A 14,492-nucleotide genomic window follows, 5' to 3' on the forward strand; every position below is an offset into this window, starting at 1 on the left:
ATAGGTTTGATCCCGGACCTGCACCCACGATATGCGCATTCTGCTAATTGAAGACAACACCGAACTGGCCAATGCCATAAGTGAGTATTTCGGCCATATTGGCCACCCGCTGGACTGGTGTGAATCGGCTGAGTCTGCTGAGAAACTCCTTGCCTATCAAAGCTTCGAGATGTTGATTCTCGACATCAACCTGCCAGGCAAGAGCGGCTTTCAACTGCTGAAACAGCTTCGCGCTAAAGGCGACGAGATTCCCGTTCTGGTTCTGACCGCCAGAGCCGAAGTCGATGATCGGGTCAGTGCCCTGGATATTGGCGCGGACGACTACATGGTCAAGCCTTTCGATTTCAGAGAGCTGGCCGCCCGCTGTCGCGCCTTACTGCGTCGCGAGCGCGGCAGTGCCAGCAACCAGATCGTCTGCGGCAACCTGAGCTACGATGCGTCAACCGCGGCCGTCACCCTGCATGGCGCACAGATCGATCTTCGCCACCGCGAGATACAGCTTTTAGAGCTGCTGCTGAACAACCTCGACCATGTGCTGACCAAAGAACAGATCGCGGATCGCCTGTACCGTTTCGATGAAGCGTATACACCGAATGCCATCGAACAGGTGCTGACCCGCCTGCGCAAGAAACTTGCGGGATCATCGCTGCATATAAAAACCATTCGCGGACTCGGCTATCTTGCCCATGTGGATGATTAGCGGACGTTATTCGCTACGAAAGCGGCTGCTTTCGGGGACGGCCGGTCTGATGCTGGGGGTTTTGCTGGTGCTCAGTGCCGGCGTATGGCAATACGCAAACAGAACCGCCGACATCTCGTATGATCGCCTGCTGACTGGATCCGCATTGGCCATCATCGAGCGTATTCGATCTCGCAACGGACAGGTTGAGGTGGACCTGCCGTATGCGGCGCTCGATATCCTCTCGCTAGCCCCCGATGACAAAGTCTATTACGTCGTCAGCGGTCCCGATAAACAATATTTGACCGGCTACCGGGACTTCCCGTCACCAGAACGCTATACGCCGAGCGCCTCGCCTGTCTTCTATAACACCGATTATCTGAATGAGTCGATCCGCGCCGTTGTAGTATCTAAACGGCTGGACGACCCGGGCGTATCTGGATGGGTAGAGGTACGTATCGGGCAGAGCCGTATCGCCAGGAATTCCCTGTCCAACGAAATTCTCCTGGGCGAGATCGCCGTTCTCGTGCTCGTTATCACACTGGCCTTGGCGAGCCTTGCATTCGGCATAAACCGAACCTTGTTCCCCCTCAACCAGTTATCACGCACTCTGCGTGAACGCAGAGCCGACGAAATGGGACCTCTGCCCGATACCGATATAAAAGAGGTCAAACCGCTAATCGCATCCATCGATCAGTACCGCACACGCTTGCAGTCCAATCTCGATATGATGCAGGTATTCATTGCGGATGCCTCTCATCAAATTCGAACAGCGCTCAGCAGCGTTCAAGCACAACTTGATATGGCGGAAATGGAGCATGACAAGGACAAGCTTCAGAATCGATTGACACTCATACGAAACCAGCACCGCAAGCTGACCCGACTGACCAATCAGCTCCTCACCCACGCTCTGGTTGCACACCGACGCGATACCAATCAATTCCAACCGGTAAAGCTGGACACCCTACTCAGCGCCATACTGACATCCGAAGTGCGCGATCATGCCGACTCCAGTATCGAGTTCAACTATTCCAATACCCAGAGGGATCTGACGATCGACGCAGACCCTGTAAGTCTTAGAGAGTGCCTACGCAACCTGATCGATAATGCGATCAAATACGGGCCCGAAAACAACTCGATAACATTGGGTATCGACGTTGAAGCGGAACAGGTGAGTATTTTTGTTGAGGACGAAGGCCCCGGAATTCCGGATGAGATGCTTCAACGTGCAGTCTTGCGATTCGAACGAATCGAAACCGGAAAAAACACCCTGGGCTCCGGACTTGGGCTCGCAATCGCCAATACCGTAACCGAAGCACACGGAGGACAGCTCCACCTTAGCAACCGGCAGCCCCACGGATTAAGAGTCGAACTGGTGTTACCGCGGAGAAGGATATGAGCATCGCTATTCGAGCGGCCATCGTCTGCCTGCTGTCGATATCCTCACTCTTGGCTGCCGAGCGTCGGATCGACTCCGATCAAGGCTTCGAGCAGTTCACAGCATCGAAATCGGTCAAGCGCCTTGATATTTACAGCGCGACAGATACCCGAGCCATTAAACCGATTATCGAGGCCTTCGAACGCCTCCACCCCTATATAGACGTTCGCTACAACGAATACGAGTCGACAACGCTCTATAACGGTTTGACAAGCGGGAAGATCAAAGGCGCCGATGTGGTGCTCAGTTCGGCCATGGACCTCCAGGTCAAACTCGTAAACGACGGCTACGCCAGAACACTCAATATTCCCGAATCGATCGATTTGCCAGATTGGTCCCATTGGCGAAACGAGGCATTTGGCTTCACATTCGAGCCGGTGGTCATCGCCTATAACAAGGCGTCGTTCAAGGATACCCCTTTACCCTCCAGCCACGAATCACTCGTAGATGCGCTGCGTAACGACCCTGAGCAGTACTACGAAAAGGTTGGCAGCTATGACATTCGTCTTTCGGGGGCCGGTTACTTCTTTGCCACCCATGATACCGTCGTATCCAGCATATCCGGCCGAATACTTGAAAGCCTCGCGCGTGCATCGTCACACACTTACTGCTGTACGAGCGACATGCTTGATGACCTTGGCGAAGGGAAGCTTGCGCTCGCTTATAACGTGCTCGGCTCATACGCGCTGGCCCGTGCACGCAAAGACAACCGCATCGGTGTCATCATGCCGGAGGACTACACTCTCGTCATGTCGCGAGTCGCGCTGGTCCCCAAACAGACTGACAACTTCGCCGCAGCACAAACCTTTATACGATTTTTGCTGTCCAAAGAGGGCCAACAAATCATCGCCAGCAAAAGTAACTTGATCGCACTGCGCCCCGAGGCTACAGGCCCCTCATCGATTGCAGCAATCAGTGAAAAAAGACAACTACGATTTCATCCCATCAAGATAGGCCTTCCGGTGATGACGTTTCAAGACGAGATGAAGCGCGAGCGTTTTATCCGTGAGTGGTCGCAGCTATTTGATGCCCGAACACCCTAACCCAGGTATCACCCCGGCAGTACGTTTATGAGTTGTCGGAACTATGCCCTTCCCATTTATCCGAGATATGAATCGACCCGAGTTTCTTAGACACAATTCTCAATCCTGGACTTACCGGTCCAGGAAAACGCGGTAGTTAAGACTGCTTTCTCGATCTCATCCTTAGCGACTCCCGCCACCATATAGGGCTTTAGCATCTCAGCATGGCGCAGGTGCGCATAACCATAAAGCGTCGACCACATGGCCACCATCTGCTGTTTGAGCTGCATCTCATCCTCGATCTGCAACCGGCTTTTCACCAACGCACTTACTCGGTTGTACACCGCTTCCAACGCCTCACCAAACTCACTATCGGGCACCGCCTGCGACATCAAACCAGGATCGAACATCACTTGAAACAACAGCGGGTTACCCTCGGCAAACTCAAGAAAAGCCTTTCCGATTTCAGTTACCGAGAGATCAGTACCCAGGCGGCTTTCAAGCGGCTCAAGCGTCTCGCTCATTAAGATAAAACCCTTGGATGCCACCGCTGCAAGCAGTGAGTCCTTATCAGGAAAATGTCGGTAAGGAGCGCCGCGGGAAACATTGAGAGTATTCGCGAGCTCCCGCAGTGAGACTGCGTCCCGCCCTAACTCCACAACCACATCAAACGCTGCATCGATCAATGCCTGGCGGAGGTTTCCGTGATGGTAGTTATCGTTTTTTTTCATGTTTATCCGTTTGACCAATTGAACCCACAGCACTAAAGTAAGCACTGCTTACATTAAAAGAATAACACCGGTAGATGAGGATACTAGTAAGATGCCGTTTCTAAAAAACATATGGTACGTCGCCGCATGGGATAACGAAGTACCCAATGAAGGCCTGTTTACACGCACCCTCCTGAATACCCCGGTGCTGTTTTTTCGGGATGATAGCGGCAAGGTTCAGGCGATCCACGACCGCTGCCCGCACCGTTTCGCGCCGCTTTCCATGGGCCGCCACTGCGGCAACGCCGTACAGTGCGCCTACCACGGCCTTGAGTTCAACGGTAGCGGCGCCTGCTCCAAAAACCCGCATGGCGATGGCAAGATCCCCCGCGCGGCCAAGGTCGAAGCCTACCCTGTGGTGGAAAAATACAGTCTGATCTGGATCTGGATGGGCGATAAAGAGGCCGCCGACGAAGCGCTGATACCTGACTACTCCTGCATGGACCCGGAGCGTTTCTACGTGGCCAAACGCTATCTGCATGCCAAGGCCAACTATGTGCTGGAGTCCGATAATATCCTCGACCTGTCGCATATCCAGTTTCTGCACCCCAGCACCTTGGGCAGTGACCATGTAAGCCAAGCGGTCACCAGCATCGAGCAGAACGAAAATACCGTTTGGTCATTCCGGCAAACGGTAAACGAAATCATGCCCGACTTTCTCTACCAGGCGATGGGCATCCCTCATGGCACCCGAGTGGATCGCTGGATCGACGTGCGCTGGGATGCTCCGGCCAACATGCTTCTGCTCGCCGGAGCCACTCCGACCGGAGCACCGCGCAGTGACGGCACGGAAACCCCGCTGCCACACCTGTTCAGCCCGGAAACCGACACAACTACCCACTACTGGTTCGCGTTCCCGATGCCGGTAGAGATGGGCGAACAGGGCGTAGCGATCGCCGAGCAGCAGGTATCAGGCCTCTATGTGCCGTTCAGCACAGAAGACCTGCCGATGCTTGAAGCCCAGCAGAAGATGATGGGCGATAACGAGTTCTGGGATATGAAGCCTATCCTGCTGGCGAGTGATGCCGCCGCGGTCCGTGCCCGCCGAGTGCTGGACAAGATGATCGTCGAAGAAGGAGAAACCATACGGTCCTAAAGCGGTAATGCAAAACTAAATCGATACTCAATAATCTTTCACATTTCATCGGGGGATCCATGGGGTCTTCCGATGATTGCCAGTGTCTAAATAGACTGCTGGGCTCATATATGCCTGTTGTTATCGCCCGACGCTTACAGTCATCAAACTATTTCGGAAACTCCGATATAACTGAGCCCCCTGTAAGCATTTCAACCTTTCTAAAGCTCCGAAATTACCAGCAGAATCCAATGAGGAAACCAACCCATGATTGAAGTGAAGGTTATTCACAAACGCCGCGAAGCTGAATGGGTTTACAGCTTCGTTTTAGCTCCTGTGCAGGATGGAACATTACCCTCTTTCAGTGCAGGGGCTCATATTGACGTCCAAACTCCGAATGGCCTAGTTCGTCAATACTCGCTATGTAACCATCCGGACGAGAATCATAGGTATGAAATTGCAGTACTTCTCGATCCATCGTCTCGAGGTGGCTCACAAGCTATGCATTTAGAGGTCGAAGAGGGCGATATACTAAAAGTCAGCGAACCGCGAAACCTGTTCATGCTAGAAAACACTGCTAAGCGCTCATTGCTTTTTGCAGGGGGGGATAGGAGTCACTCCAATTCTCTCTATGGCTGAACAACTCGCCCAAGCTAAAGCCGAGTTTACAATGTATTATTGTAGCCGTTCGCAATCGAGAACCGCATTCATTGATCGTATCCAGTCATCAAATTATTCTCAAAATGTTAACTTATATTTCGATGATGCTAATGATGGCGTTAAGTTGAATGTCCGCGAAGCACTCTCGGATTATTCCGAGGGGGACCACCTTTACGTTTGTGGGCCCACAGGATTTATGGACTTTATTCTGGCAGAAGCAAGAAATGCCGGATGGCCGGAGAAAAGTCTGCATCGAGAATATTTCGCTGCCAAACTAGAGTCACAGAGCAACAACAGAGGCTTCGAAATACAACTAGCTAGCAGTGGGCGTTGCTTGACGATACCAGAGGACAAGTCAGTTGCCGAAGTTCTGCTGGAGGAAGGAATAGAACTGCCAATGTCTTGTGAGCAAGGTGTCTGCGGTACTTGTCTGACTCGTGTCCTGGAAGGCGTGCCAGATCACCGCGATAGCGTCCTAACCACTGCCGAGCGGGCACGCAATGATCAGTTCACCCCATGTTGCTCTAGGGCGATATCACAACGCCTGGTGTTAGAACTCTAATATCACATCATTTCGCTCTATGTCAGCGACATGACTACCCGCGATATCCAGGCGCACTTTCCGGATGCCTACGGTAGGTATCCACCACGTTTATCTCGCAGGTGCCCCATGCGGTGATAAATGAGGTCGGCGCCTGGTAAAATCCCCCCCTGGATGATTAAGAGAGTGTAACAAAGGGGACCATCAATCCTGACACAGTGGGCTTATTGGAATGCTCAAAAGACGGTGGCCTAAAAGACTTGACCATTACAGATCTTAGCGTCCGTCGCACACGGCAGGTTTAAATACGGAAATGGACAACGGAGGTTTCGAGGTTCGCCGCCAACTGTTCCAACCGAACCGCTGCACTGGCTGTATCGACGACTAAACCGGCATTCTTCTCCACCATCTTCGCAATATCATCCACCTTCCTCGCGATGTGCGTCCCCCCCTCGCTCTGCTCCTTGACTGCCGCGGCTATACCATCGATCTCACGGGTCGTAATCTCCACCGCATCCCCCGCTGTCACCATGGTCTGATACAGCACATCAAGCTGATCGAGGGTCGAGGATAACGAACGATGGCCCGACTGCAAGGATGTGTAAACAGCTTTCGAGCGACCATCCAGCGCCGCCGTTACCTCCTCAATATTGCCGGCAGAGGTGCTCGAGTGCTCGGCCAGCTTGCGAACTTCATCTGCTACAACCGCAAAACCTCGACCCAGTTCGCCGGCGCGGGCGGCCTCTATTGCAGCATTCAGCGCGAGTAAGTTGGTCTGCTCGGCAATCTCTTTCACTTGGCGGGTCAGATCCGATATCGCAGCTGTTCTTTGTAGAAAGTCTTCAACGGACGCTTGAATCTCCCCAAATGAGCGTTGAACACCTTCAGCTTCCACGTTCATTTTTTCCAAGGCTTCTCTTCCAGCCAGGGTGGCCTGCAAGCTTTTCGCGGCGCTCTCGCGCACCTGCTCCGTACCATTGGATATAGAGATGATGCTGCTACTCATCTGCTCCATGGTCGCGGCTACCGTTTCAGTCGCTTCCGATTGCTGAGCAGCACCTCGCGTGGCTTCGTGAGCATCAACGGTAAGGCTTTGGGCCGAGGCGGCAAGCTCTTGGGCCCCACCGAGCACGGTTTTAACAAGGGCCTGAAAACCATCGACCAACTGATTGAACGCGTGTCCACTCTGCGCGACTTCATCCCGACCGATAACCGATACGCGATGGGTCAGGTCGCCGGACTGCATCTGGTGTGCCGCCGTACGGATCGCGTTTACCGCTCCGACAATCTGTGCACGTATAGCGATGGCGCAGGCTAGGGAGAGCACAACTGCCAGACACACCGCGCCGGCCAAAAGCGTAATGGCTTGGTCCGCAAGATGTATGGCGGCCTCGTAATCCTCCCCGCTATAGCGCTCTTGAATCTCATTAAGTCTCCGGGCAGCGCTAAGGAAGTTACCGAACCAGCTCCATACCATCGTGAACTGGCCATCGCCCCTGGGCGTCGATCCTCCGACGACCATCTCAAAAAAGGGTTCCAACGAATCGCCATACCCGCTCAACGCCGTTAGCATATCGTTATAAGCCACTTGCTCGTCTTCACTAATGCCCGGCTCTTGAGAGGCGGCCTGGAACGCCTCTCTAGCCATCAAAATGCCCTGCCTTATCGCATCGACATCCGCCTGCAAATAGTCGAAAGAAGTTTCTCCAGCTTCAAATGCACTTTGAAAGTCTGCCCGCAACAAAAAAAGATCTTCATTGATCGAGCGCACATCGTTAATACCGGAGGTGGTTGTCAGCAAGCGCTGTATACGTGTTTCATAAATGCTTTTTAAGGCACCATTCTGGGTTTTGAGACCGTAGTAGGCTGCGGCCGCGACCAATATAAGCAACGCGGTTACGAGAGCAGGTGTGACAAGCAACTTTGTGCCAATCGAGTAGCGGCCGAGGAATTTCATGATTCTAGTTCCACCTTCATTATTATTGTGTTGGGTGTTGGGTAATCGGCAACGACGATCAAGGGCTATTTGCACTCGTACTTGCTGCCAACGCACGTGATACCAACGCGTTGAGGTCACCGTCATGAACGAACCCGGCCGCATCCGCCGATGGCGTTTCCAAAGGAGGATAACCGCCAAACAGTTTTTCGATGAGTTCCACCGGTTGCCAGGTCACCAAGGGCTGAGCATCTACGCCGTATTCTTCGGAAATCGCATCAACCAGTTCGGCCATGGAAAAGCGCAGCGTCGGCAGCGTAAAAGTGCGCGGACCCGCTGCTCCATTTAAGCCGGCAACTGCAGCATGTAACAGGTTCTCGACCACACAGGGTAAAGAGGACGCCCAGGTCGTGGCTCCCGGTGATGTCGGACAGACAAAAGGACGACCGGCCGATAACTCACGAATGATATCGCTCATAAACGCCGATAGTTGTCCCGCAGGCCCGGCCGGTCTCGCCAGCACCCCGGGCAAGCGGAGCGAGCAGCCATCGACCCAGCCCCGACGACTGAAGTCTTCCACCAACACCTCGCCAATCACTTTCTGCGCGCCGTAGGTCATCTGTGGACGAAGCGGTGTTTCATCGGTTACCTGTGAAGGAAACTCACCGAATACGGCAATGCTGCTCGCAAATACGAATTTGGCCGCATTGGAGCCGGATTCTGCCTGTTCCTTGCAAAGTTCCAGCAGCGTCAGCGTCGCATTGAGATTCACTGCACGCGCCAAAGCATAATGCTTTTCCGCCGTACCGCCGGGAACACTGGCGAGATGAAACATGACATCTATCGGAGAGTTTGCCAGCACCGATCGAACCCAGGCGTCGTCGGCAAGGTCACCTGCATGCCGGTAAACGAAATCGGGTACGGGTGCCATATCCTCAAAGTTGAGATCCAATAGCGTCAACCTCGTTACGGAGCGCTCACCTAACCTGCGACATTGTTGGATCTCTCGCGCCAAGGCCTGTCCGACGAAACCGTTGGCACCCGTGATGACCACATGCATTCGCCACCTCCTATCCGTTGGCTTTAACGACACGCTGATCGATCACGCCAAAGGGACCATCCCGACCATCGTCGAATTTCGCCTGCATGCGCACAGAATCACCAAACTTCATAAATCCCGTACGAATTTCACCCAGGTCGAGCTTCTCTATAACTCTGCGTTCCGCGATACACGCAGAGCCTGCAGCTCGGGATTCATTGGATACGGTGCCGGACCCCAGCACGGTGCCGGCGCTGAGTTTTCGTGTTCTGGCCGCATGGGCGATCAACTCACCGAACGAGAAATTCATCTCCCTACCATTGGGTGACCCGAAACGCTCGCCGTTCCACTCCACGTGAAGACTCAGCTTCACCCGACCATCCGCCCAGGCGTCGCCCAGTTCGTCGGGTGTAACCGCTACCGGTGCAAAGCTGCTCGAAGGTTTGGCCTGGAGAAAGCCGAATCCGGTCTTCATTTCACGGGGTCCCAGCGCACGCAAGCTCCAATCATTGATCTGGACCAGCAGGCGCACGCGCTTAAGGGCTCCCTCGGATGTCACTGACATCGGCACCGAGTCGAGTACGACGCCGAACTCACCCTCAAAGTCGATGCCGTCCAGTTCGCTGGGCATCGGTATGTCGTCATGGGGGCCATAGAAATCGTCGCTTGCGCCCTGATACATCACCGGGATCGTGTCGAAGTCCGGGATAGGATCGGTATTGAACGCACGTTCCATCAGGTGTCCATGGTTCAGGAACGCGGAGGCATCCAGCCACTGAGGGCTGCGCGGCAACGGCGCACCACACTGGCCGGGATCAAACGCAAATGCGTTGGAAAGCTCGCCCCGATTGAGCCGTTGGTAAAGCGTATTGAGTGGTGCTTCCACCTCGCGCCATTGCTGCAACGCTAGCAGCAATGTCGGTGCGATCGGGCTTGCATCCACGGCATGGCGAAGATCGGTCGATACCACAATCAAGCGTCCGTCCAGGTCGCCGTTTTTCAAAGTCGCTAGTTTCATTTTTATTGGTCCCTAGTCATTAACGGGAAAACAGATTTCGGTAGAGTGTCCCAATTAGCCGCCATCACTGATCAGCGTGCCGCCGTCGACCACCAGATTTTGTCCGGTAATGAATGCGCCGGCGGCGCTGGCCAACATCACTCCGACGCCCGCTATCTCATGTGGCTCACCAACACGACGAAGCGGCGTCATCGCGAGACGGCGTTCCATGAAGCTGGCGTTTTCAAGCAGCTCAGCGGCCAAAGGCGTTCGAATAAGGCCTGGGGAGATGGCATTGACGCGGATATTGTTGGGCCCCCATTCCACCGCCAAATTACGGGCCAACTGCGCGAGCCCTGCCTTGGCCAGGCCATAGAGTCCAATCGCCTTGTTGCCGCGTAAACCGGCGATGCTCGACATCAGGATCACCGAACCGCCGCCTCGGCTCGCCATTCCAGGCACTACGGCGGAGGTCAGTAGCAGTGCACTTCGAAGATTGATCCCCATGACCTGATCCCAGTCCGCTGATGTGGTTTCGCCCAACGGGCCTGCCGGCCCCTGAACGCCGGCGTTACAGACCAGAATATCGACTCGCCCCCAGACCGCTTCGGCCCGGCTCGCCAGTGCACGTGTACTGTCCGGATCAGACAGATCGCAAGACAGCGCAGCTGCCGGGTAACCCGCTTGCTGCAGGCGCTCTACAGTTGCGTTACAACGCTCCAGGTCATGGTCGGATACAAGCAGGCTGGCTCCGGCCTCCGCCATGGCGGAAACGATTGCGCTACCGAGGCCTCCGGTGGCACCGGTTATCAGCGCGACCTTGCCTGCAAGGCTGAACAGATTGCTCCGTTCCATAGCGTTAGGCCCCGCGTGCCGCCAGCGCCGATGCCAGCGCCGGCTCATACTCGCCATCAATGAGGATGAACAACATGCGACACATCTTGCCGGAACGGTTCGCCCAGGCATGATTGGTTCCGCGCTGGACCACAACGCTACCTTCACGAAGCAGCACGTCGGAATCGTCCAGCACCAACGTCATTTCACCTTCGATCACTACGCCGTAATCTACCGATTCGGTGCGATGCATCAGCGGATGGGGAGAATCCGCTTTCACGGTGGATGCCTTTTCATCACCGATCTGTGAAAAGGCACCTTTCATGTTGTCCGCCCCATGCGCCAGGAACTCTTCCGTATCGGGCGGGATATCGACAAAACGGATACGGGTACCCTGTTTGGGCGGCGGCAGCATAAGATCACCCAGCGTGGGATCGGCACCGTTATCGATAATGACCGGCGTCGATTCGGTACTCCAGACCTCGTGGAAAACAGTCCCTGGAATCGCCTCTATTTCGACCACTTTCGGCAAAGGCCCGTTACTGGTAATGATCGCCCTGCCTTCGCTGTCATGGCCGGTCACTACACGGTGTATCTCTGGAAAGCTCATTACATCTACTCCTGGTTTCAATTCTCAGTACTCGCTAAAACGGTTCTGAAACCCAGATGGGTAACCCCCAGATCAGCATCCTGGGGATGGCGGGCCGCGGCCCGGTAACGGACGCAGAAATCGGTTGCACAGAGAAAGGAGCCGCCCTTGATCACGCGGGGATCCAGATCCTGCTCGGGTCCGGCAATCAGAGCCTCCGGCTGACCAAGGCCATGCTCCTGACGTGGCCCCCTGTAGGGATCTACGGTCCACTCCCAGACATTGCCGATCATGTCGTACAGGCCATAACCGTTGGCGGGAAAGCAGCCTACCGGTGCGCGGCTGACAAAACCGTCATCTTCGGTATTCATGAAGGGGAAAACGCCCTGCCAGTAGTTCGCGGTGACCTGGCCGGCTGCGTCTTTAGGCTCTCGTTCAAGCAACTCCGGATCACCGCCACCCAGCGCCGCCCACTCCCACTGGGATTCGGTCGGTAACGTCCTGCCAAGCCAGTCCGCGTACGCCTTGGCATCTGCCAGGGTGACGTTGACGACCGGATGATTCTTGCGGCCCTCAAGATCACTGTCAGGCCCCTCGGGGTGACGCCAATCTGCACCCTCGCGGTAGTGCCACCAACCGTTGTACTCAAGCGGCTTGTCCTGTGGCGGAGCTCTGAATACCACGGCGCCCCCGTCGCGCTCGGCTTCGGTCACATAGCCTGTAGCACTCACGAATGCGGCAAACTGAGCATTGGTCACTTCAGTGCGATCGATCCAGAACGCATCAACCTGAACCGCCCCCGCAGGCTGTTCATCCGGGTAACCACTATGGGTACCGGGCGTGAATACCCCTGCTGGTATCCTCTTCATACCGGCATGAGGATCCTTGCCGAACCCCTCGGGCACACCGTCAACAGCATCACAACTGAGCACTGTGTCCGAGGAGTGTGAGCCCCCCGCCGACACGTTACCCATTACGCCATCGCTGATCAGAAAACCCGTCGCCACACTGAGTGCAGCCAAAATGCCGGTTGTCCAATAGCCCTTGGTCATGACATGACCTCACCGCCCACTGTAGGATTGGGCTTGCTCAACAACGCCCGCCCTGTCGATATAAGCACCCCGTTCCTTCAGCAATTCAGACAGGGTATCGGGATATTGCCGGGACAGATCGGTTGTCTCGCCGCGATCCTGTTCGATATTGAACAGTTTGAAGGGCACCTCATCGCGCATTACTGGACGCAGTTCCAGCGAGGGCTGCTGACTGAGTTTCCAGGGTCCCTTAACCACGTAGCTGGCGCCCATAAGCTCATCGGCAATCACGTCGTCCTTCGACCGAACCGCCGCAAACGCTTCCGGCTGACGCAGCGCGGACAACAGCGAAACTCCTTCGATGGGATGCACGGTGCGGCCGTTGTACACGCTGCCCGGGTTCGCGATACCTGCGATATCCAGCAGTGTGGGCAGAATATCGGTAACGTGCAGTCGTGCATCGCTGGTGGGCCGGCCGCTCTCCTGCTGCGGAAGCCGTACAATAAGAGGAGCAGAGGTACCGCCCTCCGCGCCGGTGAAGCCTTTGAACAGGCGGAACGGGGCGGCACTGACTTCGGCCCAGCGGGCACCGTACGCCACCGCGGAACCCGGGTGCCCGAGGTTGTCGAAACTGTTATCCACTTGGGTTCCCGGAATCGGCAGAATGAAGGCATCCGCACCTTCGGCACCGTTATCGGACATGAACATGATCAAGGTATTGTCATATTCGCCGATCTGCTTCAGATGATCGATCAGGCGCCCGACATGCCGATCCAGATTGGTGACCATGGCGGCGTAGATTTCCATCAACCGCGCCTCTTTGGATTTTTCCTCATCGCTGAGTTCGTGCCAGCGTTTCGGACCTGTGCCCCCTTCCGACGGCCCTGGCACACCCGCACTGGGCTGCATTGCCTGGGGAATAAGGCCGAGCGCCTTCATCCGTGCCACTCGCGCCTCTCTGATTGCTGCATATCCGGCGTCATACTCGCCCTTGTGTTGGGCAATATCTTCGGCCGGTGCTTGTAACGGCCAGTGCGGAGCGGTGTATGCGGCGTAGGCAAAGAACGGTTTGCCATCATTTCGATTGGCGTCGATGTAGCCGATCAACTTGTCGGTGTAGGCTTCGGTCGAAAAGAAATTTGCCGGGAGCTGCTTTGACGGAAAGACGCGCTCATTTTCCGCGTACATGACCAAATCGAGCGGTGTAGGAGGATTCGCGGGAGCGAAATGTGCAGCACCGCCATTTATCAGCGAAAACGACTGCTCGAAGCCACGGGCGTAAGGCAGCGCTTCCGGCTTGATCTTGAACCAGCTTTTGCGCTCATCAGTGGGCGCTGTGGTCTCATAAGCAAGATGCCATTTACCCACCATGTAGGTGTGATAGCCACCATCGCGCAGTAACTCCGCCATTGATAACGCTTTGGGGCTCAAATAGCCTTGATACCCCTCAGGGATGTTATCGAAGTCGTACGTGTTGGAACGGCCCCAAGGCGCATTGAACGGTTTGTTCTGGACGATATTCAGCCCCACGACTTCAGCCATATTACCCAGCCCGGCCAAGTGGTGATCCACGCCGGACAACAGACTGGCCCGGGTCGGCGAACACACCGCAGCCGTATGGAAGTTGGTCAGAATACGGCCACTACTGGCCAGTGCATCGATATTAGGGGTCTGGATCTCGCTACCGAAGGCACTCAGGTCAGAGTATCCAAGGTCATCCGCCACGATTACCAGAATGTTGGGACGACTGTCGGCCACATTTGACTGATCCGCGCCGGCGACGGCGGCAAACAGAGTACAGCCCGATAGCGCCAGCGGCGCGATAAGGCGTCTAGTGGATCTAAATATCGCTATGTTCGTCATGCTTGATAGGGGCTCTTG

At 55.3% G+C, this 14,492-nt stretch carries 14 protein-coding genes and 1 pseudogene; 7 read left to right on the forward strand and 8 right to left on the reverse strand.

The genetic code is table 11. From position 1 onward, the window contains the following. Positions 1-31: 31 nt before the first annotated feature. From ADIMK_RS12935 to ADIMK_RS12945, 3 genes are read left to right on the forward strand one after another with little or no spacing between them, the layout of a single operon-like run. A complete protein-coding gene (locus ADIMK_RS12935; protein WP_036188844.1) occupies positions 32-700 on the forward strand; it encodes a response regulator transcription factor in 669 nt (222 codons plus the stop codon). 49 nt (positions 701-749) lie between these two features. Continuing rightward, a complete protein-coding gene (locus ADIMK_RS12940; RefSeq protein ID WP_051692926.1) occupies positions 750-2,078 on the forward strand; it encodes a sensor histidine kinase in 1,329 nt (442 codons plus the stop codon). After that, entirely contained in the window at positions 2,075-3,160 is a 1,086-nt protein-coding gene (locus tag ADIMK_RS12945) for an ABC transporter substrate-binding protein (RefSeq protein WP_051692927.1), read from the forward strand. Before ADIMK_RS12940 ends, ADIMK_RS12945 begins: the two co-directional genes overlap by 4 nt. Before the next feature lie 86 nt (positions 3,161-3,246). On the opposite strand, the gene ADIMK_RS21400 is transcribed toward ADIMK_RS12945, so the two are convergent. After that, entirely contained in the window at positions 3,247-3,870 is a 624-nt protein-coding gene (locus ADIMK_RS21400; RefSeq protein WP_051692928.1) for a TetR/AcrR family transcriptional regulator, read from the reverse strand. 91 nt (positions 3,871-3,961) lie between these two features. On the opposite strand from ADIMK_RS21400, the gene ADIMK_RS12955 reads away from it, so the two are divergent. The 4 genes and pseudogenes from ADIMK_RS12955 to ADIMK_RS22225 all read left to right on the forward strand — a co-directional run. Then, positions 3,962-5,005 carry a Rieske 2Fe-2S domain-containing protein gene (locus ADIMK_RS12955; RefSeq protein ID WP_036188858.1) on the forward strand — a complete coding sequence of 348 codons (1,044 nt, stop codon included), beginning with the start codon at positions 3,962-3,964 and terminating at the stop codon, positions 5,003-5,005. A gap of 246 nt (positions 5,006-5,251) precedes the next feature. Then, positions 5,252-5,623, forward strand: a complete 372-nt coding sequence (locus tag ADIMK_RS22215; protein ID WP_231517052.1) for a ferredoxin reductase — start codon at positions 5,252-5,254, stop codon at positions 5,621-5,623. After that, positions 5,616-6,206: a flavin reductase family protein gene (locus ADIMK_RS22220; RefSeq protein ID WP_231517053.1), complete on the forward strand. Its 591-nt coding sequence runs from the start codon at positions 5,616-5,618 to the stop codon at positions 6,204-6,206. Before ADIMK_RS22215 ends, ADIMK_RS22220 begins: the two co-directional genes overlap by 8 nt. Positions 6,207-6,212: 6 nt before the next feature. After that, positions 6,213-6,343 (forward strand): annotated as a pseudogene (locus ADIMK_RS22225) (transposase); the annotation flags it as partial. Positions 6,344-6,486: 143 nt separating this feature from the next. On the opposite strand, the gene ADIMK_RS21405 reads toward ADIMK_RS22225, so the two are convergent. The 7 genes from ADIMK_RS21405 to ADIMK_RS12995 are packed head-to-tail and all read right to left on the reverse strand — an operon-like array spanning position 6,487 to position 14,474. Continuing rightward, positions 6,487-8,142: a methyl-accepting chemotaxis protein gene (locus ADIMK_RS21405; protein WP_051692929.1), complete on the reverse strand. Its 1,656-nt coding sequence runs from the start codon at positions 8,140-8,142 to the stop codon at positions 6,487-6,489. 58 nt (positions 8,143-8,200) lie between these two features. Beyond that, positions 8,201-9,181 (reverse strand): NAD-dependent epimerase/dehydratase family protein, encoded by a 981-nt coding sequence (locus ADIMK_RS12970; protein ID WP_036188860.1) that lies wholly within the window; start codon positions 9,179-9,181, stop codon positions 8,201-8,203. A 10-nt stretch (positions 9,182-9,191) separates the two neighbouring features. Further along, entirely contained in the window at positions 9,192-10,178 is a 987-nt protein-coding gene (locus ADIMK_RS12975) for a fumarylacetoacetate hydrolase family protein (RefSeq protein WP_036188863.1), read from the reverse strand. A 54-nt stretch (positions 10,179-10,232) separates the two neighbouring features. Next, positions 10,233-11,012, reverse strand: coding sequence for an SDR family NAD(P)-dependent oxidoreductase (locus tag ADIMK_RS12980; protein ID WP_036188876.1), 780 nt, complete (start codon positions 11,010-11,012; stop codon positions 10,233-10,235). Between the two features lie 4 nt (positions 11,013-11,016). Next, entirely contained in the window at positions 11,017-11,601 is a 585-nt protein-coding gene (locus ADIMK_RS12985) for a cupin domain-containing protein (RefSeq protein WP_036188879.1), read from the reverse strand. 17 nt (positions 11,602-11,618) lie between these two features. Next, positions 11,619-12,632: a formylglycine-generating enzyme family protein gene (locus ADIMK_RS12990; protein WP_036188882.1), complete on the reverse strand. Its 1,014-nt coding sequence runs from the start codon at positions 12,630-12,632 to the stop codon at positions 11,619-11,621. A 9-nt stretch (positions 12,633-12,641) separates the two neighbouring features. Further along, positions 12,642-14,474 (reverse strand): arylsulfatase, encoded by a 1,833-nt coding sequence (locus ADIMK_RS12995; protein WP_051692930.1) that lies wholly within the window; start codon positions 14,472-14,474, stop codon positions 12,642-12,644. Between the last annotated feature and the right edge of the window lie 18 nt (positions 14,475-14,492).

Origin of the sequence: Marinobacterium lacunae (assembly GCF_000705555.1) — a bacterium.
In the GTDB taxonomy this organism is placed as follows: Bacteria; Pseudomonadota; Gammaproteobacteria; order Pseudomonadales; family Balneatricaceae; genus Marinobacterium_D; species Marinobacterium_D lacunae.

Excerpts from the sequence above, each read along its gene's own strand:
- ADIMK_RS12935 (WP_036188844.1), top strand. The coding sequence starts at position 32 with ATGCGCATTCTGCTAATTGAAGACAACACCGAACTGGCCAATGCCATA.
- ADIMK_RS12940 (WP_051692926.1), top strand. The coding sequence starts at position 750 with ATGCTGGGGGTTTTGCTGGTGCTCAGTGCCGGCGTATGGCAATACGCA.
- ADIMK_RS12945 (WP_051692927.1), top strand. The coding sequence starts at position 2,075 with ATGAGCATCGCTATTCGAGCGGCCATCGTCTGCCTGCTGTCGATATCC.
- ADIMK_RS21400 (WP_051692928.1), bottom strand. The coding sequence starts at position 3,870 with ATGAAAAAAAACGATAACTACCATCACGGAAACCTCCGCCAGGCATTG.
- ADIMK_RS12955 (WP_036188858.1), top strand. The coding sequence starts at position 3,962 with ATGCCGTTTCTAAAAAACATATGGTACGTCGCCGCATGGGATAACGAA.
- ADIMK_RS22215 (WP_231517052.1), top strand. The coding sequence starts at position 5,252 with ATGATTGAAGTGAAGGTTATTCACAAACGCCGCGAAGCTGAATGGGTT.
- ADIMK_RS22220 (WP_231517053.1), top strand. The coding sequence starts at position 5,616 with ATGGCTGAACAACTCGCCCAAGCTAAAGCCGAGTTTACAATGTATTAT.
- ADIMK_RS21405 (WP_051692929.1), bottom strand. The coding sequence starts at position 8,142 with ATGAAATTCCTCGGCCGCTACTCGATTGGCACAAAGTTGCTTGTCACA.
- ADIMK_RS12970 (WP_036188860.1), bottom strand. The coding sequence starts at position 9,181 with ATGCATGTGGTCATCACGGGTGCCAACGGTTTCGTCGGACAGGCCTTG.
- ADIMK_RS12975 (WP_036188863.1), bottom strand. The coding sequence starts at position 10,178 with ATGAAACTAGCGACTTTGAAAAACGGCGACCTGGACGGACGCTTGATT.
- ADIMK_RS12980 (WP_036188876.1), bottom strand. The coding sequence starts at position 11,012 with ATGGAACGGAGCAATCTGTTCAGCCTTGCAGGCAAGGTCGCGCTGATA.
- ADIMK_RS12985 (WP_036188879.1), bottom strand. The coding sequence starts at position 11,601 with ATGAGCTTTCCAGAGATACACCGTGTAGTGACCGGCCATGACAGCGAA.
- ADIMK_RS12990 (WP_036188882.1), bottom strand. The coding sequence starts at position 12,632 with ATGACCAAGGGCTATTGGACAACCGGCATTTTGGCTGCACTCAGTGTG.
- ADIMK_RS12995 (WP_051692930.1), bottom strand. The coding sequence starts at position 14,474 with ATGACGAACATAGCGATATTTAGATCCACTAGACGCCTTATCGCGCCG.